Consider the following 22,917-nt stretch of genomic DNA (forward strand, 5'->3'; position numbering starts at 1 on the left):
TTGGGAGTATCGAAATGCAAGAAAACTACAAAATTCTGGTGGTGGATGACGACATGCGTTTGCGTGCGTTGCTGGAGCGTTATCTGACCGAACAGGGGTTTCAGGTGCGCAGCGTGGCGAATGCCGAGCAGATGGACCGTCTGCTGACCCGTGAATCCTTTCACCTGATGGTGCTGGATTTGATGCTTCCTGGTGAAGATGGGCTGTCGATTTGCCGCCGTCTGCGCAGTCAGAGCAACCCAATGCCGATCATTATGGTGACGGCGAAAGGCGAAGAAGTTGACCGTATTGTCGGGCTGGAAATCGGTGCCGATGACTATATCCCTAAACCGTTTAATCCACGTGAGTTGCTGGCGCGTATTCGTGCTGTGCTGCGTCGTCAGGCGAATGAGCTGCCGGGTGCGCCTTCGCAGGAAGAAGCGGTGATTGCTTTCGGTAAGTTCAAGCTGAATCTGGGAACGCGTGAAATGTTCCGTGAAGACGAGCCGATGCCACTGACCAGCGGTGAGTTCGCGGTACTGAAAGCGCTGGTCAGCCACCCGCGTGAGCCGCTCTCTCGTGACAAGCTGATGAATCTGGCCCGTGGCCGTGAGTACAGTGCTATGGAGCGCTCGATTGACGTGCAAATCTCCCGTCTGCGCCGCATGGTGGAAGAAGATCCTGCGCATCCACGCTATATCCAGACCGTCTGGGGCCTGGGCTATGTGTTTGTACCGGACGGTAGCAAGGCATGAGGCGGATCCGCTTCTCTCCGCGCAGTTCGTTTGCCCGCACCTTATTGCTGATTGTGACCCTGCTGTTTGTCAGTCTGGTCACCACCTATCTGGTGGTGCTGAACTTCGCCATTCTGCCCAGTCTTCAGCAGTTCAACAAAGTGCTGGCTTACGAAGTGCGGATGCTGATGACCGATCGGTTGCAGCTGGAAGATGGAACGCAGCTTGAAGTTCCTCCAGCTTTTCGCCGTGAGATTTATCGCGAGCTGGGCATTTCGCTGTATACCAATGCGGCGGCGGAAGAGAGCGGGCTGCGCTGGGCGCAGCATTATGAATTTCTCAGTCAGCAGATGGCGCAGCAACTGGGCGGGCCAACGGATGTCCGTGTGGAGGTGAATAAAAACTCCCCGGTGGTCTGGCTGAAAACCTGGTTGTCACCCGATATCTGGGTGCGTGTGCCGCTGACGGAAATCCATCAGGGAGACTTCTCCCCACTGTTTCGTTATACGCTGGCGATTATGCTGCTGGCGATTGGCGGTGCCTGGCTGTTTATACGCATCCAGAACCGTCCACTGGTGGAGCTGGAACATGCTGCATTGCAGGTGGGAAAAGGCATTATCCCGCCGCCGCTGCGGGAATACGGGGCTTCTGAGGTACGTTCAGTCACCCGAGCTTTTAACCAGATGGCTGCCGGGGTTAAACAGCTGGCTGATGACCGGACGCTGCTGATGGCGGGCGTCAGCCATGACTTGCGTACACCGCTAACACGCATCCGCCTGGCGACAGAGATGATGTCGCAGGAGGATGGATATCTGGCCGAGTCGATTAATAAAGATATCGAGGAGTGCAACGCCATTATTGAGCAGTTCATTGACTATTTGCGCACCGGTCAGGAGATGCAAACCGAACGTGCCGATCTCAATGGGGTACTGGGCGAAGTGGTGGCGGCCGAGAGTGGCTATGAGCGTGAAATTGAAAATGCGGTGATGCCTGCGGAACTGATGCTGGATATTAATCCGCTCTCGATTAAGCGGGCGGCGGCCAATATGGTGGTGAACGCTGCACGTTACGGTAATGGCTGGATCAAGGTCAGCAGCGGCAGTGAGCTGGAGCGGGCCTGGTTCCAGGTAGAAGATGACGGGCCGGGGATTGCGCCGGACCAGTTGAAACATCTGTTTCAGCCTTTTGTGCGTGGTGACAGTGCCCGAAGCACCAGTGGCACCGGATTAGGACTGGTGATTGTGCAGCGTATTATTGATGCTCATCAGGGAACACTTGAAGTGGGCGAAAGTGAGCGCGGTGGTTTGCGTATCCGCGCTTATCTGCCGCTGCCTGCGGCTGAAGTCTCCGTGATGACGACGACAAGTTAGCATTCTGGCGTGTAAATCTGCACGCCAATCCCTTCAGTGGCAGCGTTTTTTGAAAGAAGAATAAAATCAGCAAGATAAAATCTTCAAATTTAGCCATGAGGGTTTTTATCTTGTCGATTTCTTCTGTTGAAAATTCTTTGTCCGGCATCACTTATTCCTCCAGGCCCACACCTTCTTATGTGAATAAGGCCGATTCATTTGTTCAAAATGTTAAGCGGGTTTCCAATCAACCAGATTGGTATATGAGGGCAACAGATTGGCTGAGAGTGAGCAGTCCACTGCCGAGATTGCCCTTAACGAGAGACAACGCGCCACGTCAATCCACAGTGTCTCTGTGGAAACAAATGCAGGGAAAAACTGACAGGGAGATGAACTCCACCGTGCTGGGAGTGCCCTCAATGGCAGAAAAAGCGCCGCCTGAATTAGCAGTGTCTGAGCAAAGTCGCGCCCTTGCGACAGATAATGCGTCAGATAAGGTGATAGCCTTCGAGCAAAAGCCGCCTGCCCGGACAGATACCGTGCTGGAGAAGTTAGCGTTTGTACGAAATGAGGAGCAGCAGTCCAATCAGTTAAATGACCTTACTGACACCAGCAAAAAATCAGTCAGGTTGAGTAGCGATATAGTAAGAATATATATTGAGGGTAACGATGGTGACGCTGACAGCATCAGCAGCCTGAATTCGTTGTCATAAGGCTGAACGTGTCATACAGATGCTCAATGATAAAGCGTCATCCCATAGTGCGATGACGCTTTTTCTTTATCAGTTACGCGTGATTAAATTTGCGGCCCTGCTGATACCAGTGCTTTACCCGCCGCGTTATCGGTGTATTTATCAAAATTAGTGATAAACAGCTTCGCCAGATCTTCTGCTTTCTGTTGCCATTCCGACGCATTCGCATAAGTGTTACGGGGATCGAGGATCGCACTGTCCACCCCTGGCAGGGACGTGGGCATTGCAAGATTGAACACCGGCAGCGTGATCGTTTCCGCGTTAGTCATATCGCCCTTGAGGATGGCATTAATAATTGCCCTGGTATCCTTAAGGGAGATGCGTTTGCCACTGCCGTTCCAGCCTGTATTGACCAGATAAGCCTCTGCACCCGCCGCCGCCATACGTTTTACCAGCACTTCTGCATATTGGGTTGGATGCAGCGTTAAAAATGCCGCGCCAAAGCAGGCTGAAAAGGTTGGTGTGGGCTCGGTTACGCCACGTTCGGTTCCCGCCAGTTTGGCCGTGAAGCCCGACAGGAAATGATACTGTGTCTGGTCAGGCGTCAGCCGTGAAACCGGCGGCAGCACGCCGAAGGCATCGGCGGTAAGGAAAATAACTTTTCGCGCATGACCGGCTTTCGACACGGGTTTCACTATATTGTCGATATGGTCGATGGGATAAGAAACACGGGTATTTTCAGTCTTGCTGCCATCATCGTAGTCAACCGAACCATCGGCTCTCACCACCACGTTTTCCAGCAGGGCATTGTGGCGGATTGCGCGATAGATTTCCGGCTCTGCCTGTTCAGACAGTTTGATGGTTTTGGCGTAGCAGCCCCCTTCAAAGTTAAATACGCCATCATCATCCCAGCCATGCTCATCGTCACCGATAAGCTTACGCAGTGGGTCGGTTGACAGGGTGGTTTTCCCCGTGCCGGAGAGACCAAAAAAGACTGCCACGTCACCTGCCGTGCCGACGTTGGCAGAGCAGTGCATTGCGGCAATGCCTTTCAGCGGCAGCAGATAGTTCATAATGGCGAACAGGCCTTTTTTCATCTCGCCGCCGTACCAGGTGCCACCAATCAGCTGGATGCGCTCAGTCAGATTGAATGCAACAAAATTCTCCGAATGCAGCCCCTGCTGCTGCCAGTGGGGATTGGTACATTTGGCACCGTTCATCACCACAAAATCGGGTTCGAAGGTATTGAGTGCCTCTGCATCGGGTTGGATAAACATGTTTTTAACGAAATGGGCCTGCCAGGCCACTTCGGTGATAAAGCGTACACAGAGACGGCTATCCGGATTGGCGCCACACCAGGCATCAACCACAAACAGGCGCTTGTGGGATAGCTGTGTAGTGACCAGTGATTTAAGTTGCAGCCATGTTTCCTGAGACAACGGTTGGTTGTCGTTCTTACCTTTACCCTGATCGTTCCACCACAGCGTATCCCTGGTGGTGTCATCACGGACAATGTATTTATCTTTCGGAGAACGACCAGTGAAAATACCGGTATCCACGGCGACAGCGCCGGATTGAGTGATGATACCACGCTCATAACCGGTTAATTCCGGGCGGGTTTCTTCCTGCCTGAGGGTGTCGAAATCAGGATTATGGATAATTTCAACCGTATCCGTGATGCCATAAGCGACGAGGTCCTGCGGGGTCAGGTCACGCATAGTACTGCTCCTTTCTCGGCTCTGTTTTGCCACTGAGTTTAATTGAGAGTGCGCTCTGTTAACGGTGTTGCCACGCCAGCCTGTCAGCAGGCCGGGAGCACGATCGCGCGCAGTTTACACTTCCGTAACGGAAGGGAAAGAATTAAGCAGCAAAAATGAGAGGCGGCGCGTGAATCTGTAAGCAGGTCTTAATCTTATCGGATTATTCTGTCGCTACAGGCACTTGCACCAGAAGCAAAATGGTTTTCCTGAGTACACTGTTAGCGAGCAAAAACTCATCAGGACAATAAGTTGGGTGGGAATATCCAGAAAGGAAGAATCACGTCATCAGCTGTTTTCGGGAGCGGATGACGTGAAAATATTAATGGACCTGATTGTTACCGGCCGCCGAGTCATTGCGAACGGCGGCAATATCGACGGCATCAAAAATATAATGATTGCCACAATAGTCGCAGTGCATATCGATCTGACCATCCCCGGCAATAATCTGGTCAACTTCTTCTTCTGGCAGTGTGCGCAGTGCTTCAGCACAGCGTTCCTGAGAACAGGTGCAGTGGAAGCTGACTTGCTGGGGATCAAAAACGGTCACTTCTTCCTGATGATAGAGGCGCCACAGGACGTCATTAGCCGGTAGCCCAAGCAATTCTTCGGTTTTAATGGTTTCGGTCAACGTGGCCAGATGGGTAAAATCGTCCGGATTGGGGTCCTGTGCGGGCAGAACCTGCAACAAAATACCTGCCGCACCGGCTTTACCTTCGATATCACCAGTGCGGATAAACAGCCGGGTTGGCAGCTGTTCTGAACGCATAAAGTAGTCTTCCAGACATTCAGCCAGGGTTTCGCCTTCGAGACCGACCACGCCCTGATAACGTTCGCCGTCCGTGGGGGTAATGGTAATCACCAGATAACCATTACCCACCATCTGTTTCAGGCTGCTGCCGACGGCAATATCACCCTGAAAACGCGCCACTCCGCGCATTTGCTGTTGATTATTTCCGTTGATCACCGCCAGCGTCAGCGGACCATCTCCCTGTAACTGCACGGTGATATCGCCGTCAAATTTCAGCGTGGCAGTCAGCAGACTGGTGGCGACCAACAGTTCGCCCAGCACTTGCCGGACAGGTTGTGGATAGTCGTGGCCGTCAATCATTTCCTGCCAGGTGTTGGATACGGTAACCAGTTCACCACGAACGGCGTAGTTTTCGAACAGGTAACGGTGCATTTGGTCTTGATGAGCCATGATTCTCTCTCGTAAAGGCGGGGAGCTGTCACTCTTCGCCAGCATTTTTAAATTTTAGTAAATCGCGTCGTTCTTTTTTATCCGGACGCCTGTCAGGATGCGGCATGCTAAGGGCGTTCATTTTACGTGCCAGCGCTATTTTTTCACGTTTCTCAATGCTTTCAGCCGTTTCACTGTACATCAGCTGCGCTTCTGCTGCCGGTCGACGCTGATCGCTAATCGACTGAACAATCACCGTTCGTTCATCGTTTCCCTGGCGTAATGTCAGCAGGGCCTGCAACTCGACGATTTTTCCCGGCTTGCTGCGCTGACCGTTGTAGTGGACTTTACCGCCCTCAATCATTTCACGGGCAATTGAGCGGGTTTTATAAAAGCGTGCGGCCCACAGCCATTTATCAAGCCGTATTGCTTCACCGTCTTTTGCTTTCATCGCTGCTCCTTTCAGGAAACTTCCTATGTATGGGTTGTGAACCATAAATCAAGGGTGTGTTTCAGGAGTTAACCACAGAGGCAATCGGAGGTGTCTTTGAGAAGACAGGTAGCCATGTCAGTCTTAAAAATAGCATAAAACTGACAGGCTCAGAACAGGGGACGAATGTCCTCATTGCCGCTTAGCGTTGGGCTGAAGCATTTATCGTAATAATTCTGGATGGCGCTGGTGCGAACGCGGTTGCGGTGAATACGTTTTAATGCCAGCAGGCTGTTAATGATAAAACTCAGGGCGGTAATCAGCAGCAGCAGACTGTTGCCAAGGTAGCGACTCAGGGTGAACGCGTCCGGTTCACTGTGCAGGGCAATATGTCGGGTACCATTGGCATCGGTACTGATATTGGTCACGATGCCGCTGGCAGAGAAGGGCGTGTGCAGCAACATACTGGCAAGACGTTGCAGCTCCGGCCATTGTTCGGGCGCGTTGTAATCAAACAGGGAGACGCTGGGAGCAGGCTGGCTGACTAACTGTCTGCCTTCATCACTCAGGATCACAAATCCACCGGGAGGGGGACTGTTGAGGGCCTCCGCTGCACGTCGTGTTTCCCGATAGAAGAACGATGATGTGGCCGTGTTGACCAGATTATCCAGAGCCTCTGCGCTGACAGGGCGCAGCAGCACATTCATACCATTCAGTGCCCCAGAGTCAGCCTTATGAACCAGCGCATCCCAGTCTTTTGCGTTGCCAAGATTAACCAGAGCATTTTTCAGTCTGACACAATCCTGCTCCTGGCTACACAGATCCTGGGTTTTCATCACAATGTCAGAGAAGTCATCCAGCAGGATCATTCCTGACTTCTGAATAGCGGTGGCAAGCTGAGGGTTAAGCTTCTGATCGGTATTGTTCTGGGGATGAAGCTGTTGGCTGGTGGTGGTCAGCAGCGCGGTCGCTTTGTCAATAATGTCCGACTGGGGCTGGGGCAGGGGAGCTGCGTTATTCCAGTAAACCGCCGAGCAGTCAAACGGCATAAAGGCATAAGAGCGATTGCCCTGATAGGTTGTCGGGATGGAACACATCCCCTCACCGTTAACCTTCAGGCTGTCACCGACGCGAAGTGGTACAGACTCCAAATCATTGACGGAGTGTACCTGTACGCTCTCAGTACCTTTTAACCACGCCATACTCAGTTTCAGTGGCATACTCAGTGGGATCCAGCTAATCAGCAGCAACAGCACCAGAAGAGAACCTGCCGCCAGCACCATGTTTTTTCTCCAGCGCTGAATCGGGAAGTTACGCACCTCATCCTGAAGCGATAAAAAACGACCCTGGCGAACAACGTGACGGCTGAGATAGATATCCACCTCTGTCGATTGTCCCAGATCGCTTGTGACATAGGGCTGCCAGTGAGCAGGGTAGATAAGATCGATAATACCCAGAGAAATATTACTCACCTGTCCCTGATTAGATTCACCAAATAATCCCCAACGTTTCGGGGCGCCTCGCAGACAATGAATCTCCCGTAAATCCTTTTCGCGCGGGCGACGCCAGAGACTCCAGCAACTAATCAGAATGATGATGATTGCTGCGATGACCAGCCAGGTCATCAGGACAATCGGGCCGGTCAGACTGAAAAACAGTAATAAGAGGGCAAAATTAATGGCAAAAGCTTCACGGGTGCCATCAGGACGATGAAGAGCATACTCTTCGGGCGTTTCAGTACGCACTTTAAGCAGCTCGATATTTTCGCTTTCTTCTTTCCTGATCGACGCTTTCTGCGCCGCCGGTCTGACCACGGGCGGTAACGTCGGCTGTTCATGGACGTAATTGACGAGGGAGTGCCCGTTAAGAGAAATCACCAGAGGAATACTTTGTGTTTTGATCAGCTCGACAAAGTTTTCATCGGTGATGTACTGCTCCCAAAGAGGGGGCAGATGAACCTCAACGGCGTCGAGGTAGTAACGCCATTTATTGGGATCATCAGTTGACAGCCCGTAACGAGTAATTGAGCGGATAACGGGATAAACATTGCTGCTCTGCGCATTTAATACCAGGTGATCGGCTGTCGCGCTGGTGCCACTGGGGATGACGTTCTTACGGTGTTTTTCCAGCGAGTCGATATAGCTCTCGACAGCCTGACGCTCATCGTTGTTGAGCTTGCGAAAGGGGGGACTGATAAATGGCAGTGGTTTCGCCAACGGCGGACGATGCCGCATAGCGTACCAAAAGAAACAACCTGCTCCGAGCGAACAGGCCAGCATCACAACCAATATGATGACTATTGCGCTCATGCAACCCTCATTCCTGCCACTTTGCTCCCGTAGCTCTGCTGGAGAATGCCTGCCTTAAAAGATGAATTATTGCATTGTGACGGGTTCAGACGGAGCTGGCAATCTACTGTGTGTACTAAAATAGCGCACAAAATCATAAAATTAGAATAACTATATATGAGTTATGTCGATCATACTAACAATCTGTGCAGAATATCAGTATCGGCATAATCCTATTTTAATTGTCATTCATTGACTTTTTATGAAAAATTAACCCCTTAAGTAACTGATTTGTTATAAGTATGTAAGTGGATTTATGTAATGATGGATTTTCCCGTGCGGCTGGTTCGTGATGAAGATATCATCGTTAAATACATTGTGCTCAGCGGGCTATCGTGCTCATTTTTTTAGCTTTTCCCTGGGGTCCCTATGACCAGACAGTTACAGAAACCCAAAATCCTGAATATTGAAACTGCCGCGCGTTCACGCCTTTTTACCGTTGAGTCGGTCGATCTGGAGTTCAGCAACGGTGCCAGGCGAGTCTATGAGCGGATGAAACCTTCTGGTCGTGAGGCGGTGATGATTGTTCCCATCATTGGCGATCATCTGATTCTGATCCAGGAGTACGCAGTAGCGCTGGAAAGTTATGAGCTGGGTTTTCCTAAAGGATTGATTGATCCTGGAGAAACCCCTTTCGAAGCGGCGAACCGTGAACTGAAAGAAGAGGCAGGATTTGGTGCAGGGAAACTGGAAGTACTGGGGCAGCTGACGCTGGCTCCCTCCTACTTTTCCAGCAAAATGAATATCCTGGTCGCTGAAGAATTATATGAGGAGCAACTGGAAGGCGATGAACCAGAGCCGCTGCCGCAACGTCGCTGGCCGCTGAATAATCTGCTGGCTTTATTGCAGGAGCCTGATTTTCGTGAAGCGCGTAACGTCAGTGCCCTGTTTCTGGTCAGGGAGTGGCTGGTCAGGCAGGGAAGACTGAGCTACTGATTTCGTAACTGTTTCGGCCAAAGAAAAAGGGATGGGCCATTATTGCCTCATCCCTTTTTTCGCTTCAGGACAAATCAGGAAGCAAAATGTCAGAACAGTTCGTGACTTTGTCCGTTATCCATCAGCGTAGTGCCCACGTCATGCACGGAATATTCCGTTGGCTGAGTGCCGTTAATAAAGTATTCCTGACGTGTATTACCTCCGCCGTTAGCCAGTTTGCCGGTACTGCGGTCAATATTTACCGTTACCACGCCCTCTGGTGGCGTTAGTGGCTGAAGAGGCACGCCATCGAGGGCGACTTTCATATAGTCATCCCAGGCAGGTTGAGCGCTTTTTGCCCCCCCTTCATAGCCGGAGATCTGATCTTTGATGACTCCGGCTGCGGTGGTTCTTCCCAGATCCCTGCGGTGATCGTCAAAACCAATCCACACTGATGTAACCACACCTGGGCCATAACCGGAGAACCAGGCATCTTTCGAGCTGTTAGTTGTTCCGGTTTTGCCACCAATATCGTTACGTTTCAAATCACGACCGGCACGCCAGCCCGTACCCATCCAGCCCGGTTCGCCGAAGATATTGGAGTTCAGGGCGCTCTTAATCAGGAAGGAGAGCGGGGTGTTAATCACATGTGGCGCATATTGTTGCTCACCATCCTGCTGTGCCTGCTGCCGACTCACCTGCTCCAGTTGGGGCTGAGGAACGGCAACGTTCCGGCCTTCCTGAGAAACAGAGGGATTCTCCACGCTGTCTTCATTCATGGCGACCGCTTTTTTAGTCTCACCATAAATCACCGGCAGATTACATTCCGCGCAGGCAACTTTAGGTTTCACTTCAAACAGCGTAATACCTTGCTCATTCTCAATTTTGCTGATGAAGTAGGGGTCAACCAGGAATCCGCCATTCGCCATCACTGAATAGCCGCGAACCATCTGCAATGGTGTAAAAGAAGCGGAGCCCAGTGCCAGCGATTCAGTATGCACGATATTTTGTGCCGGGAAGCCAAATCGTTGCAGATACTCTGCGGCATAATCGACACCCATCGCCCGCATGGCACGAACCATTACCACGTTTTTAGACTGACCAAGCCCCTGACGCAGGCGAATAGGTCCATCATAGGTGGGAGGCGAGTTTTTAGGACGCCAGTCGGCACCCGCGCCAGCATCCCAGCGGGAAATTGGCACATCATTAAGTATCGAAGCCAGGGTCAGGCCACGATCCATTGCCGCCGTATACAGGAAAGGTTTGATATTTGACCCCACCTGACGCAGTGCCTGAGTGGCGCGGTTAAATTTGCTCTGATTAAAATCGAACCCACCGACCAGAGCGAGGACAGCCCCGTTATGTGGATCGAGAGAAACCAGCGATGAGTTAACATCGGGAACCTGACTTAACCACCAGCCATTGTCAAACTGACGCACCCAAATCTGCTGACCAGGTTGCACTACCTCACTCACCGTTCTGGGCGTACGACCTTGCATCGTGTCTGACTTATATGGACGCGCCCAGCGTACACCTGCAATATCCAGTGTCACATTGCTGCCGTCACGCATTAACACGGTGGCCCTGTCGCTGTCAGCTTCCGTCACAACAGCCGGGAATAGCGGGCCGTACACCGGCAGCGCTTTTAATGACTTCAGAATCTCTGTTTGTTCCCAGGGACGCTGGCCGAGTTTCCACAACACGTTTGCCGGACCGCGGTAGCCATGACGCATGTCGTAGCTGATCACGTTATCCTGGACGGATTTCTGCGCTGCCAACTGTAATTTACGGGTAATGGTGGTGGTCACTTTAAAGCCATCGTTATAGGCATTGTCACCATAACGTTTGACCATTTCCTGACGCACCATTTCGGTAAGATAAGGCGCAGAGAAAGCAATAACTGGCGCATGATAGTTGGCGACCAGCGGTGAGTTGCGCGCCTCATCGAACTGTGACTGGGTGATGTAATGCTGATCCAGCATGCGACTGAGCACCACATTACGACGCGAAAGCGCACGTTCGTGAGAGTAGAGCGGGTTAAAGGTTGACGGCGCTTTTGGCAGACCGGCAATCATCGCCATCTCACTCAGTGACAGCTGATCGACATTCTTACCAAAATAGACCTGTGCCGCAGCGCCTACGCCGTAAGCGCGGTAGCCGAGATAGATCTTATTCAGGTAGAGCTCAAGGATTTCATCCTTGCTCATCATCTGTTCAATACGGATGGCGAGGAAGGCCTCCTTGATTTTACGCATCAACGTACGTTCAGGGCTCAGGAAGAAGTTTCGCGCCAGCTGCTGCGTAATCGTACTGGCTCCCTGTGAAGCGCGACCGGAAACCATCGCAATGCTCGCGGCACGGAAAATACCAATAGGATCAACGCCATGGTGCTCATAAAAACGGCTGTCTTCCGTGGCAATAAAGGCTTTAACCATCTCCGGCGGAATTTGCTGTAATTTCAGCGGAATACGGCGTTTTTCACCATACTGGGCAATCAGCTCGTTATCTGCGCTGTAAACCTGCATTGGCGTTTGCAGCCGTACATCTTTCAGCGTGGTCACATCGGGTAGTTGAGGCTCTATGTATTTGTAAAGACCATAGATCGAGCCTGCTCCCAGTAAAATGCAACACACTGCAAGGATCAAAAAATACTTTACGAACTTCACCTGATATTTTCCATTTTGAGTCGCCTGGACAGTTTATAAACAATCGCGCGGTAGTATAAAGGCAAGCCAGACGCCTGGATACCTCAATTTCTGACACAAATAATTCCGGGCATGGCAATTTCTGGCATTGACGATACGGAGATCGCGATAAATGGCATTTCAGACATGGCAAGTCGGCCTGGATATCCAGAACGGACAACTTTGCGCAGTGGGCATCCAGCGGCGTCGCCACGGATGGCAACTACGCCACTGGTGGCAACATGCGCTGCCGCACGATACGTTAACCCATGGCAGGCTGCAACGTTCCGGGGTGATCCAACTCGTATTACAGCGCTGGCGCAGGCAACTTCCCGGTGGCGTTTCGCTAAGAGTGGGTTTTCCGCCTCAACTGGTATTGCAGCGTCAGATTGCCTTGCCTCACCAGCAATTACGCGAACCAGAGCGCGAAAGTTACATTGCCGCCGCCGCGAGACGTGTTTTTCCGGTTGAACCTGAAACGTTGAAGATTGATTACCGTCAGCCGACAGCGGATGGCGGGCAGTTGTGGCTCACGGCCACCCGGCGTGATGCGTTGCAAAGTTGGCTCAACTGTCTGCATGAAGCCAGATTAAAACCCCAGGTACTGGAGCTGACGCCAGCTGCGCTCTTTGCTCTGGCGAAAAATATGCGGCTCGATTCACAAGCTGCGCTGATCCATCGGCTGCACGATCACTGGTTATGGTTTTGCCCTCTGCATCAGCAGGGATGGGGCTGGTGTTCACTGGAAGAAGCGCCGGATTTTAACGCCTTACGTCAGGCACACCTGCCAGACATCTCCTTATTTTATTACAGCGCCATCATGGAGACCTCCCTGCCAGAAAGCGCGCAGTGGCTCGATCCGCTGAATGCTTTTGTCCACAGACAACCTCCGTTACCGCTTAATGCGGGCGCATTTACGCTGGCAGCCGGACTGGCGCTGCGGCCGGGAGATTGCTGATGGTCTGGGTCAATCTTTTGCCGTGGCGTGCCCGACGCTTCAGCGCCAGGTTACATCGCTGGTCGCTGGTTTTACTGCTTATGTTGGCGGTATTTCTCACCATCTTGCTGCCAGTCGTCGGGCAGCAATCGATCAACGCCAGGCTGAGGCAGGTTGTAGAAAGGCAGTTGCAATCAGGTCAGCAACTGAAGGTCATCGAAGCCAGGGCTGAAGAACTGATTCGACAGCGGGGAGTACTTCAGCAGCAGTTAAGGCTACAGCAGCGACGGCAGCAGCAAACGGGTGAATGGGCTGACTTTACTGCTGAGCTGGCCAGACAATTGCCTGAAACCATGTGGCTGAGTGAGCTGAACAAAAATGCGCAATACCTCAACCTGAAAGGCTTTTGCCTGAAGATGACGGACGTCCAGGCACTCCGGGCACAGCTGTTGCAAATGCCCTTATTCAGCCGGGTGCAGACAGGCAAACTGAGTCGTAGTCAGCAGGGGATTATTCAGTTCAGTCTGCAAGCTGTACTGCGTGCTGATACTGCGAAGGCATCTGAAATTCTGGAGGAGCAGCATGATTCGTAACGTGCTTATCGGCTGGCTGTATCTTCCTTTATGGATGCGGATTTTGCACCTTTCGCTGTCCGGCACTCTGGTGTTAACCGCTCTGTGGCTGGGAGGAATGCGGCCCGTGCTGCATCAGGCTGATGAACTCAGCGCAACTCAACGACAACATTCAGCACGTAACCAGGCGATGTTGCGACGTCTGCTGCGCCAACCTCCATTACTCCTGCTTGAGTCTGAACTGGTGCAGCTACAACAGGCATTATTATCTGTTAAGCGTCCGGCATTCTCACTGGACGGACTGATCTCCTCTTCAGGCGGCACGCTGGAGGCGTGGCGGCCAGATAATCAGGGCGGTGAACTGACAATGCGGCTTCGCTGGCCGGAGTTTCAGGCTGTGCTGCAATACCTGCGCAGTTTGTCAGCAGGCGTTATGCTGACAGGATTTATGCTCAGGGAGCAGGAGGGATTGCTGTCCGTTAAATTGTCACTGGTGCTGAATGATGATTTTTAATCGATGGCGGTACAACTTACTACTCTTCAGCCTGCTGTTTTCACCCGCAGGCCAGTCTGAACGCGATCCTTTTCAGCCGCCGCAGGAGGCAGATTGTCTCAACGTGCAACCTGCTGCTCCTCCCTGGCAGTTGCGGGGCATAGTTGGCCAGCCAGATGACTATCGTGCATGGCTGGTTTCACCAGAGGGCAGGGGAAAACTATGGGCAAGGCAGCAGTCGCCAGGAAATCAATGGCAACTGTCGCAGGTGGATGCGCGTGGTCTTACCCTTGCCAGTATGCAGGGCTGTGTCACCGTGCTGCGTATGACATTAAAAGGAGATATCTATGCCAGGGATAAAGGCAATTCTGCCGCTGTTACTGATGATGGCGCTCTTTCCGCAGCGCGCCAGCCCCACCGGGTTGTCTCTGGCGTTCGATGAGGCTCCCGTGGGCCAGGTTCTTCAGGCGCTGGCGGATTATCAGCAGTTAAATCTGGTGGTTGCACCGGGTGTGGAAGGGGAATTATCTGTCCGCTTACAGAATGTGCCGTGGCAGCAGGCGCTGAAACTGGTGGCGCGCATGGGAAATCTGAGTATCGAACGCGAAGATAATATCCTGCTGGTCTGGCCGCAAAGTTGGCAGCAGGAAAAAGAGCATCAACAGGTTTTGCGCCATCAACAGCAGGAAAATACGCTTCCTTTGCATACCCTTGCGTTAACGTTGCGCTACGCTGATGCGACAACCGTTCGCGCCAGTCTGGAGGCGGAGCGGGAAAAACTGATGACGTCGCGCGGTAGCATCACTGTTGATACGCGTACCAACAGTCTGCTGCTGCGCGATACCCAGGCCGCCCTGGAGGAGACTCGTCGCTGGATTACAGCGCTTGATCAGCCACTGGAGCAGGTCGAGCTGGCGGCACACATTGTCACTATCAGCGAAGACAGCCTGCGCGAACTTGGCGTGAGTTGGGGGCTGAGCGGGGATGAGCAGGTCAACAAAGCGCTGCGGGCCAGCCAGCTAAGGGTGGATTTGGCTGCAACCAGCCCTGCGCTGACCGCAGGCGTATCCGTGGCCCGGCTGAACGGACGATTGCTGGATCTGGAACTGAGTGCGCTGGAGCAGGAAAACAAGCTGGAGATCATTGCCAGTCCCAGTCTGTTCACCTCACATCAACAAACTGCCAGCATCAAGCAGGGCACCGAAATTCCCTATGAAGTCGCCAGTGGCAGCAATGGCAGCACATCGGTGGAATTTAAAGAAGCGGTGCTCGGGATGGAAGTCACGCCGGTGGTGCAACCGAATGGGCGGATATTGTTGAAGTTGCATATCAGCCAGAATCTGCCGGGGAGCACCGTCAGCAGTGGTGAAGGTGAATACATTGCCATTGATAAGCAGGAGATCCAGACCCAGGTGACGGTAAAAGATGGTCAGACGCTGGCGCTGGGGGGGATTTTTCAGCGGCAGAACACTCAGGGGCAAAGCAAAGTACCGTTGCTGGGCGATTTGCCGCTGCTGGGGACGTTGTTTCGCCATTCGACCTCCGCGCATAAAAGACGGGAACTGGTGATCTTCATCACTCCCCGCTTGATCGGTGAGCAATAATGCTTTTTTTGGCACAAACTGAGTCGCCCGTGGCTTTTTTGGCTGAATGCAACCATATGCGTTTGACGCAAGAGCGGAATTAGCTTACAAGGTTTAGCGATTTTGATTTTGAAGCACGGTTCTGGTTTCGCGGAGGTACTTTATCCACTCTTTATCGTGCGTAAACAGCGCAGCCGGTGCAGTAATATCGGGCTGGCAATTAACATAATGAAACGCGCCTGGCGTGTGCGCGATGGGCAAGGTCAATTTAATCGGTTGCCAAAACACCCTCAGTGTTGAGATAATTTTCGTCTGACTCTCGCACTATCGCTCATGAGGTTTCAGTTCATGTCCTGTCCGGTTGGACGGGGTATCATTAACGAATTGTCTTAGTAATACCAAAAAAATGGCAGAGAAACGCAATATCTTTCTGGTTGGGCCTATGGGTGCCGGCAAAAGCACTATTGGGCGTCAGTTAGCTCAGCAACTCAATATGGAATTTTTCGATTCTGATCAAGAAATTGAGCGACGTACCGGAGCGGATGTGGGTTGGGTGTTCGACGTCGAAGGCGAAGAAGGCTTTCGCGATCGCGAAGAAAAAATCATCAATGAACTCACCGAAAAGCAGGGCATTGTGCTGGCCACCGGTGGTGGTTCTGTAAAATCCCGTGAAACTCGTAATCGTCTTTCTGCACGTGGTGTCGTGGTCTATCTGGAAACCACAATCGAAAAGCAACTGGCACGTACTCAGCGTGATAAAAAGCGCCCTTTGTTACAGGTGGATTCTCCTCCGCGTGAAGTGCTGGAAGCGCTGGCAGATGAGCGCAACCCGTTGTATGAAGAGATCGCTGACGTCACTATTCGCACCGATGATCAGAGTGCGAAAGTGGTCGCTAATCAGATCATTAACATGTTAGAGAAGAGCTGAATCAGGCTCACCGCGCCTGCGGGCCAAAGTCATTAAGGTGATACGCTTCATGGAGAAGGTTACCGTCACTTTGGGGGAGCGTAGTTACCCCATTACTATTGCTGCCGGACTGTTTAACGATCCGGCATCTTTTTGGCCGTTGAAGGCGGGTGACAGAGCGATGCTGGTCACTAACCAGACGCTGGCGCCTGTCTATCTTGACGCCCTGCGTCAGCAACTGGAAAGTGCTGGCGTTCGCGTCGATCAGGTGGTCCTGCCCGATGGCGAACAGTATAAAACTCTGGCGGTAATGGATCAGGTTTTCACCGCGCTGCTGGAAAGACCACACGGTCGCGATACCACGCTGGTTGCCCTGGGCGGTGGAGTCATCGGGGATCTGACGGGTTTTGCTGCTGCCAGCTACCAGCGGGGCGTACGGTTTATCCAGGTTCCCACCACGCTGTTGTCCCAGGTTGACTCCTCCGTTGGCGGCAAGACTGCCGTCAATCATCCTCTTGGCAAGAACATGATTGGTGCGTTTTACCAGCCAGCTTCGGTGGTAATCGACATCAATTGTCTGAATACCCTTCCACGTCGTGAGCTGGCTTCAGGACTGGCAGAGGTCATCAAATACGGCATTATTCTGGACGGCGAATTTTTTCACTGGCTGGAAAACAATCTTGACGCGTTGCTGGCGCTCGACAGTAACGCGATGGCTTACTGTATTCGCCGTTGCTGTGAACTTAAAGCAGAGGTGGTGGCCGCAGATGAACGTGAAATGGGGCAACGCGCGCTACTGAATCTTGGTCACACTTATGGTCACGCTATTGAAGCACACATGGGCTACGGAAACTGGTTACACGGCGAAGCGGTGGCGGCAGGTATGGTCATGGCGGCCCGCACCGCAGAGCGCCTGAATCAGTTTGGGGCACATGAGACGCAGCGGATTATTGCGCTGTTGCTGCGTGCCGGATTACCTGTCACCGGGCCGGAAAGTATGGCAGCAGAAGCGTATCTGCCCCATATGATGCGCGATAAAAAAGTGCTGGCAGGTGAGCTGCGTCTGGTTCTGCCCGTGGCCATCGGCAAAGCGGAAGTGCGAAGCGGTGTCGGGCATGATACGGTTCTGGCTGCCATTAACGATTGTCAGCAAAGCTGAGGCTGTCTGTGGCCCGGATTTAATTGATGAAGCAACCGCTGCTCACAGGGTGTGGGGCGGCATATCCGATCTACTGGAGGAGGTTGAATGGACGAGTTCAAACCGGAAGACGAGTTAAAACCAGATACCAGCGATCGCCGTCCACAGCGGTCCCGCAAGGCGTCTTCCGCCCCTAAAGTGCCCGTTTCCCGTCAGCATATGATGATGGGGATTGGTATTCTGGTTTTGCTGCTTTTGGTCATCGGTATTGGTTCGGCCTTAAACACTACGGGCACCAGCAACCCGCAGTCTGCACAGCAGCCGACCTCTTCCCAGCCAGCGAATTCAGGCAGCGGTGGCGATAAAAATATCGATCTCTCCGCTTCGTCTTCAATGAGTGGCCAGCCAGCTACACAGCAGCCCGCTTCTCCGTCTGCCGCGTCTGGTAATGGCGGCGATAAAAGTATCGATCTTTCTGGTTCGTCGTCAATCAGCGGCCAGTCCGGGTCGCCGCAAACTGGCAATAACCCTCAGGAACTGAGCGCACCTGCTGTCTCGCCAACGCCGACTCAGGCGGCTCCCGTGCAGACGCCAGCCAATCAGCAACGCGTTGAATTGCCTGGCGATCTCAACAGTGCTTTAAGCAGTCAGCAAGGCCAGGTTGATAATGCGGCGCAAGGTTCTCAGGATAATGCCAGCTCCTTGCCGACCACTCCGGCAACGGTAGTGCCAGGCTCGCATCCTGCTGCCAGTGCCAGGCCGACGGCCAGCCCCAGCCAGCCGCGGCAGACATCGCCGCATCCTGTGGCTCAGCATCAGAACAAACCGGCTACCACTCATAAGCCTGCCGTTTCTCAGCCGGTGAAAGAGAGTAAACCACATGTGGCAGCCAGCCCGGCAAAAACGGCTTCCACGTCGGTGCCCGCAGGGAGCTATACTTTGCAGCTGAGCAGCGCTTCCCGTTCTGAATCACTGAATGCATGGGCGAAAAAACAGAATCTGAGCAGCTATCACGTGTATAAAACTACGCGTAATGGTCAACCCTGGTTTGTGTTGGTGAGTGGTTCATACGCGACGCCAGCCGACGCCAAACGTGCGGTTGCCTCGTTGCCAGCTGAAGTTCGGGCGCAAAATCCGTGGGTGAAACCAGTCAGCCAGGTCAGGAAAGAAGCAACAAACTAACCGAGGCCGGATTTATTCGGCCAGTGATGAAAGTCAGGCCTGAACGGTTGGGCCTGACCATCCAAAGCGCAGATATGCTGTTGGTATGACCGCAGCCAGAAGAGTAACTGTACTAAAACGACGGCATGAAAAAAAATCGCGCTTTTTTGAAGTGGGCAGGGGGTAAATTCCCACTGCTTGATGATATCCAACGTTACCTGCCTGAAGGAGACTGTCTGATAGAGCCTTTTGTTGGTGCGGGATCGGTGTTTCTCAACACTCGCTTTCCGCGCTACGTGCTGGCCGATATTAACAGTGACCTGATCAATCTCTATAACATCGTCAAAACCCGCGTTGACCACTTTGTCGTCAGTGCCCGTGAGCTTTTTACCCGTGAAAGCAACAACGCGGAGTTCTATTATTTGTGCAGGAAAGAGTTTAATCAGTGTAGCGATGCTTTTCGCCGTGCGGTGCTGTTCTTGTATCTCAATCGTCACTGCTACAACGGGCTTTGTCGTTACAACCTGAGCGGTGAATTCAACGTGCCGTTTGGCCGTTATCACAAGCCTTATTTCCCTGAAGAAGAACTTTACTGGTTTGCTGAACGCTCGCAGAGTGCAACCTTTGTCTGTGAATCATACGATGTTACCCTGAGCAGGGCGCAGCAAGGGGCGGTGGTGTACTGCGATCCCCCTTATGCGCCGCTGTCGGCTACGGCGAATTTTACTGCTTATCACACCAACAGCTTCAGCTTGTGGCAGCAGCAACATCTGGCCGAGCTGGCGGAGAAACTGGCGCGAGAAAGCCGCATTCCGGTGCTGATCTCCAATCACGACACGCCGATGACCCGTGAATGGTATCAGGCTGCGCAACAGCTACATCAGATTAAGGCCCGGCGTTCAATCAGCCGCAATGGCAGTGGCCGCACCCAGGTCCAGGAGCTGTTAGCACTGTTTGAAGGCGGCTGAACCTCAAATGCAGTTCGTGCCTGGCTTCACAGGCGCGCTTAACTGGGAGAAATGGATGAAACAGTTTTTACTTGCCCCATCAATTTTGTCTGCTGACTTTGCCCGCCTGGGTGAAGACACCGCCAAAGCTCTGGCAGCGGGTGGTGACGTAGTACATTTCGACGTGATGGATAATCACTATGTTCCCAATCTGACAATGGGGCCGATGGTGCTGAAAGCACTGCGTGATTACGGTATTACTGCCCCGATTGATGTGCATCTTATGGTGAAGCCGGTTGACCGTTTGATTCCTGACTTTGCAAAAGCGGGTGCCAGCTATATCACTTTTCATCCTGAAGCTTCTGAACATGTTGATCGTTCGCTACAACTGATTAAAGAGCACGGATGCAAAGCGGGACTGGTATTCAACCCGGCGACGTCGCTCAGCTATCTGGATTATGTCATGGATAAAATTGACGTGATTCTGCTGATGTCCGTTAATCCGGGTTTCGGCGGCCAGTCTTTTATTCCGGCGACGCTGGACAAGCTGCGTAAGGCCCGGCAGCTTATCGACCGCAGCGGCTACGATATCCGTCTGGAGGTGGATGGCGGTGTTAAAGTGGATAACATTGCTGAGATTGCAGCGGCAGGTGCCGATATGTTTGTCGCCGGTTCAGCAATATTTGGTCAGTCCGATTACAAAAAAGTAATCGAAGACATGCGCACCGAACTGGAGAAATCACGTCATGGATCATTTCACTGACATTCGCGGAGTTGCTTTCGACCTCGACGGGACGCTGGTTGACAGCGCGCCGGGTCTGACCAGTGCTGTAGATGCTGCGCTGACTGATACTGGTTTACCTGCTGCCGGTGTTGCGCGGGTTGCAACCTGGATTGGCAATGGTGCCGATATTATGATGGAGCGCGCTTTGCACTGGGCGCTTGGGCATCCGCCAGGGGACGAGCAGTTACGTGAAGTTCGTGCGTTGTTTGATAAGCATTACGCCCGCACGGTTGAAACGGGCAGCAGGTTGTTTCCTGAAGTGAAGGAAAGCCTTGCAGCGCTCGCTGCCAGTGGTTTGCCTCTGGCAATAGTCACCAACAAGCCAACCGCCTTTATCCAACCCCTGCTGATTTCACTGGGGATTGAAAACCACTTCTCGCTGATTTTGGGCGGTGATGATGTGGTGGCAAAGAAACCACACCCTGCGCCATTATTCCTGGTGCTGGGTAAACTTGGCTTGTTGCCGCATGAGCTGCTGTTTGTCGGTGATTCCCGCAATGATATTCTCGCTGCCCGCTCGGCAGGCTGCCCCTGTGTGGGCATGACTTTTGGCTACAACTACGGCGAGCCAATTGCCAGTTCGCAGCCGGACCTTGTACTCGATCATTTTAAAGATTTGTTGCCCGCACTCGGGCTGTCATTACCAGGATGAAACTCATGAGCAAACCCATCGTATTTAGCGGCGCACAGCCCTCAGGCGAACTGACCATCGGTAATTATATGGGTGCGCTGCGTCAGTGGGTCAGCATGCAGGATGATTACGACTGTATTTACTGCATCGTCGATTTACACGCAATTACCGTGCGCCAGGATCCGGCTGCATTGCGCAAGGCGACGCTGGACACGCTGGCGCTCTATCTGGCTTGCGGTATCGATCCTGAGAAGAGCACTATTTTTGTTCAGTCACACGTCCCTGAGCACGCTCAGCTGAGCTGGGTTCTTAACTGCTACACCTACTTTGGTGAGCTGAGCCGCATGACGCAGTTTAAGGACAAGTCAGCGCGCTATGAAGAGAACATTAACGCCGGTCTGTTTGATTATCCGGTGTTAATGGCGGCTGATATTTTGTTGTATCAGACCACTCAGGTACCGGTTGGCGAAGATCAGAAGCAGCATCTGGAGCTGAGCCGTGACGTGGCGTCACGCTTTAATGCCCTTTACGGTGAGGTATTTAAGATCCCTGAGCCGTTTATCCCCAAATCCGGTGCCCGTGTCATGTCACTGCTGGAGCCAACCAAAAAGATGTCCAAGTCTGATGACAACCGTAATAACGTCATTGGTCTGCTGGAAGATCCAAAATCAGTGGTAAAGAAAATCAAGCGTGCCATGACAGATGGTGACGAGCCGCCGGTGGTCCGTTACGACATCAGGCAGAAGGCTGGCGTATCTAATTTGCTGGATATTCTCTCCGGGGTGACGGGGCAGAGCATTCCGGAGCTGGAGAAACAGTTTGAAGGCCAGATGTATGGTCACCTGAAAGGGGCCGTGGCGGAAGCGGTTTCCGGCATGTTGACGGAGTTACAGGAACGTTACCACCGTTACCGTAATGACGAAGCGTTTCTTCAGCAGGTGATGCGCGAAGGGGCTGCTAAAGCGCGGGCACAGGCCCAGGAAACCTTGAGCAAAGTCTATGCTGCTGTGGGATTTGTTGCCCAGCCATAACCATCAGATATGACCAGAAGGAGAGAGATTCTGCTTCTGGTTATTTTGTCTTTTTCATGGTCAGAATTGCTCCGTCATACCAGTAAAGCGTCATGGTATTTCTGACCGGTACGGTAACCACGGCACCCGGTCCCCACGGCTGCTTACCGCATACCACATTAAATCCATTTGCTACCCGATAACCCATCTCAGGATCGTTATGGTCGGCAGGTGTCAGAGTGGGCTGACCGGTGCAATTATCGATTGCCGGATCGATGGCCCGATCTTTGGTTCCTTTGGTCCAGATGATTTTATACGCTGAGAAAGTCACCTCTGCGCCCATATACTGAGGGTCATTTTCCACTACCGCCTGAATGCCGTCGCCATTAACCTGCACGGCCTTAACCTGCCAGCGCCCTTGTAATGCAGAGTAGTCCAGCGCGGCGGCACAACTTAACTGGCTGACTCCAGTCAGCAACACAGCAAACCACAGGCGTTTCATGCTAATTCCTTCAGATATCGGGTAAAAAATCAGTATAGATAAGAATGCCGTCGCGATATATAACCTTGCGGTTGGTTTATGACAGTGTTTTTTGCCCGATTCTGCTTTCGCCGGTTGTGCCTGCCTGGCGGTTGCTACTGCATTGGCAGATGTTCAGGGACTCAGGGGCAGCAATCTTCCGTGC

At 52.6% G+C, this 22,917-nt stretch carries 22 protein-coding genes; 16 read left to right on the forward strand and 6 right to left on the reverse strand.

Features of this window, described 5'->3' with window-relative positions:
• Positions 1-14: 14 nt before the first annotated feature.
• From ompR to AC3RPL_RS21210, 3 genes are all read left to right on the forward strand, one after another.
• On the forward strand, positions 15-734 hold the full coding sequence (gene ompR, locus AC3RPL_RS21200) for an osmolarity response regulator transcription factor OmpR (RefSeq protein WP_001157751.1): 720 nt from the start codon (positions 15-17) through the stop codon (positions 732-734).
• The gene (envZ, locus tag AC3RPL_RS21205) at positions 731-2,083 is read left to right on the forward strand and encodes a two-component system sensor histidine kinase EnvZ (protein WP_490741453.1); all 1,353 of its coding nucleotides are present in this window, start codon (positions 731-733) and stop codon (positions 2,081-2,083) included. The genes ompR and envZ overlap by 4 nt, the downstream gene beginning before the upstream one ends.
• A gap of 110 nt (positions 2,084-2,193) precedes the next feature.
• A complete protein-coding gene (locus AC3RPL_RS21210) occupies positions 2,194-2,775 on the forward strand; it encodes a hypothetical protein (RefSeq protein ID WP_490741454.1) in 582 nt (193 codons plus the stop codon).
• Between the two features lie 83 nt (positions 2,776-2,858).
• On the opposite strand, the gene pckA is transcribed toward AC3RPL_RS21210, so the two are convergent.
• The 4 genes from pckA to AC3RPL_RS21230 all read right to left on the reverse strand — a co-directional run bounded on the left by pckA (position 2,859) and on the right by AC3RPL_RS21230 (position 8,430).
• Positions 2,859-4,472, reverse strand: a complete 1,614-nt coding sequence (gene pckA, locus AC3RPL_RS21215) for a phosphoenolpyruvate carboxykinase (ATP) (protein ID WP_490741455.1) — start codon at positions 4,470-4,472, stop codon at positions 2,859-2,861.
• A gap of 361 nt (positions 4,473-4,833) precedes the next feature.
• Positions 4,834-5,712, reverse strand: coding sequence for an Hsp33 family molecular chaperone HslO (hslO, locus tag AC3RPL_RS21220; RefSeq protein ID WP_490741456.1), 879 nt, complete (start codon positions 5,710-5,712; stop codon positions 4,834-4,836).
• A 28-nt stretch (positions 5,713-5,740) separates the two neighbouring features.
• Positions 5,741-6,142 (reverse strand): ribosome-associated heat shock protein Hsp15, encoded by a 402-nt coding sequence (gene hslR / locus AC3RPL_RS21225; RefSeq protein ID WP_034934909.1) that lies wholly within the window; start codon positions 6,140-6,142, stop codon positions 5,741-5,743.
• Between the two features lie 149 nt (positions 6,143-6,291).
• Positions 6,292-8,430, reverse strand: a complete 2,139-nt coding sequence (locus AC3RPL_RS21230) for an intracellular growth attenuator family protein (RefSeq protein WP_490741457.1) — start codon at positions 8,428-8,430, stop codon at positions 6,292-6,294.
• Positions 8,431-8,838: 408 nt separating this feature from the next.
• On the opposite strand from AC3RPL_RS21230, the gene nudE reads away from it, so the two are divergent.
• A complete protein-coding gene (gene nudE / locus AC3RPL_RS21235; RefSeq protein ID WP_261642501.1) occupies positions 8,839-9,405 on the forward strand; it encodes an ADP compounds hydrolase NudE in 567 nt (188 codons plus the stop codon).
• An 89-nt stretch (positions 9,406-9,494) separates the two neighbouring features.
• On the opposite strand, the gene mrcA is transcribed toward nudE, so the two are convergent.
• Positions 9,495-12,050 carry a peptidoglycan glycosyltransferase/peptidoglycan DD-transpeptidase MrcA gene (gene mrcA / locus AC3RPL_RS21240; protein WP_490741458.1) on the reverse strand — a complete coding sequence of 852 codons (2,556 nt, stop codon included), beginning with the start codon at positions 12,048-12,050 and terminating at the stop codon, positions 9,495-9,497.
• A 151-nt stretch (positions 12,051-12,201) separates the two neighbouring features.
• On the opposite strand from mrcA, the gene pilM reads away from it, so the two are divergent.
• The 12 genes from pilM to trpS all read left to right on the forward strand — a co-directional run bounded on the left by pilM (position 12,202) and on the right by trpS (position 22,252).
• A complete protein-coding gene (gene pilM, locus AC3RPL_RS21245; RefSeq protein ID WP_490741459.1) occupies positions 12,202-13,026 on the forward strand; it encodes a type IV pilus biogenesis protein PilM in 825 nt (274 codons plus the stop codon).
• Entirely contained in the window at positions 13,026-13,598 is a 573-nt protein-coding gene (locus tag AC3RPL_RS21250) for a PilN domain-containing protein (RefSeq protein WP_490741460.1), read from the forward strand. Before pilM ends, AC3RPL_RS21250 begins: the two co-directional genes overlap by 1 nt.
• Positions 13,588-14,091 (forward strand): HofO family protein, encoded by a 504-nt coding sequence (locus AC3RPL_RS21255; protein ID WP_490741461.1) that lies wholly within the window; start codon positions 13,588-13,590, stop codon positions 14,089-14,091. Before AC3RPL_RS21250 ends, AC3RPL_RS21255 begins: the two co-directional genes overlap by 11 nt.
• Entirely contained in the window at positions 14,078-14,512 is a 435-nt protein-coding gene (locus AC3RPL_RS21260) for a HofP DNA utilization family protein (RefSeq protein WP_490741462.1), read from the forward strand. Before AC3RPL_RS21255 ends, AC3RPL_RS21260 begins: the two co-directional genes overlap by 14 nt.
• The gene (gene hofQ, locus AC3RPL_RS21265) at positions 14,418-15,674 is read left to right on the forward strand and encodes a DNA uptake porin HofQ (RefSeq protein ID WP_490741463.1); all 1,257 of its coding nucleotides are present in this window, start codon (positions 14,418-14,420) and stop codon (positions 15,672-15,674) included. Before AC3RPL_RS21260 ends, hofQ begins: the two co-directional genes overlap by 95 nt.
• A gap of 385 nt (positions 15,675-16,059) precedes the next feature.
• The gene (aroK, locus tag AC3RPL_RS21270; protein WP_034934892.1) at positions 16,060-16,581 is read left to right on the forward strand and encodes a shikimate kinase AroK; all 522 of its coding nucleotides are present in this window, start codon (positions 16,060-16,062) and stop codon (positions 16,579-16,581) included.
• 49 nt (positions 16,582-16,630) lie between these two features.
• On the forward strand, positions 16,631-17,719 hold the full coding sequence (gene aroB / locus AC3RPL_RS21275; protein ID WP_490741464.1) for a 3-dehydroquinate synthase: 1,089 nt from the start codon (positions 16,631-16,633) through the stop codon (positions 17,717-17,719).
• An 87-nt stretch (positions 17,720-17,806) separates the two neighbouring features.
• Positions 17,807-18,880: an SPOR domain-containing protein gene (locus AC3RPL_RS21280; protein ID WP_490741465.1), complete on the forward strand. Its 1,074-nt coding sequence runs from the start codon at positions 17,807-17,809 to the stop codon at positions 18,878-18,880.
• A 125-nt stretch (positions 18,881-19,005) separates the two neighbouring features.
• Positions 19,006-19,827 (forward strand): adenine-specific DNA-methyltransferase, encoded by an 822-nt coding sequence (dam, locus tag AC3RPL_RS21285; protein ID WP_490741466.1) that lies wholly within the window; start codon positions 19,006-19,008, stop codon positions 19,825-19,827.
• A gap of 55 nt (positions 19,828-19,882) precedes the next feature.
• Positions 19,883-20,569 carry a ribulose-phosphate 3-epimerase gene (gene rpe / locus AC3RPL_RS21290; protein ID WP_034934928.1) on the forward strand — a complete coding sequence of 229 codons (687 nt, stop codon included), beginning with the start codon at positions 19,883-19,885 and terminating at the stop codon, positions 20,567-20,569.
• On the forward strand, positions 20,553-21,242 hold the full coding sequence (locus AC3RPL_RS21295; RefSeq protein WP_490741467.1) for a phosphoglycolate phosphatase: 690 nt from the start codon (positions 20,553-20,555) through the stop codon (positions 21,240-21,242). Before rpe ends, AC3RPL_RS21295 begins: the two co-directional genes overlap by 17 nt.
• Before the next feature lie 5 nt (positions 21,243-21,247).
• Positions 21,248-22,252 carry a tryptophan--tRNA ligase gene (gene trpS, locus AC3RPL_RS21300; RefSeq protein ID WP_034934880.1) on the forward strand — a complete coding sequence of 335 codons (1,005 nt, stop codon included), beginning with the start codon at positions 21,248-21,250 and terminating at the stop codon, positions 22,250-22,252.
• 40 nt (positions 22,253-22,292) lie between these two features.
• On the opposite strand, the gene AC3RPL_RS21305 is transcribed toward trpS, so the two are convergent.
• Positions 22,293-22,733, reverse strand: coding sequence for a hypothetical protein (locus AC3RPL_RS21305; RefSeq protein WP_490741468.1), 441 nt, complete (start codon positions 22,731-22,733; stop codon positions 22,293-22,295).
• Positions 22,734-22,917: the final 184 nt, after the last annotated feature.

It is taken from the genome of Erwinia papayae (genome assembly GCF_058241465.1).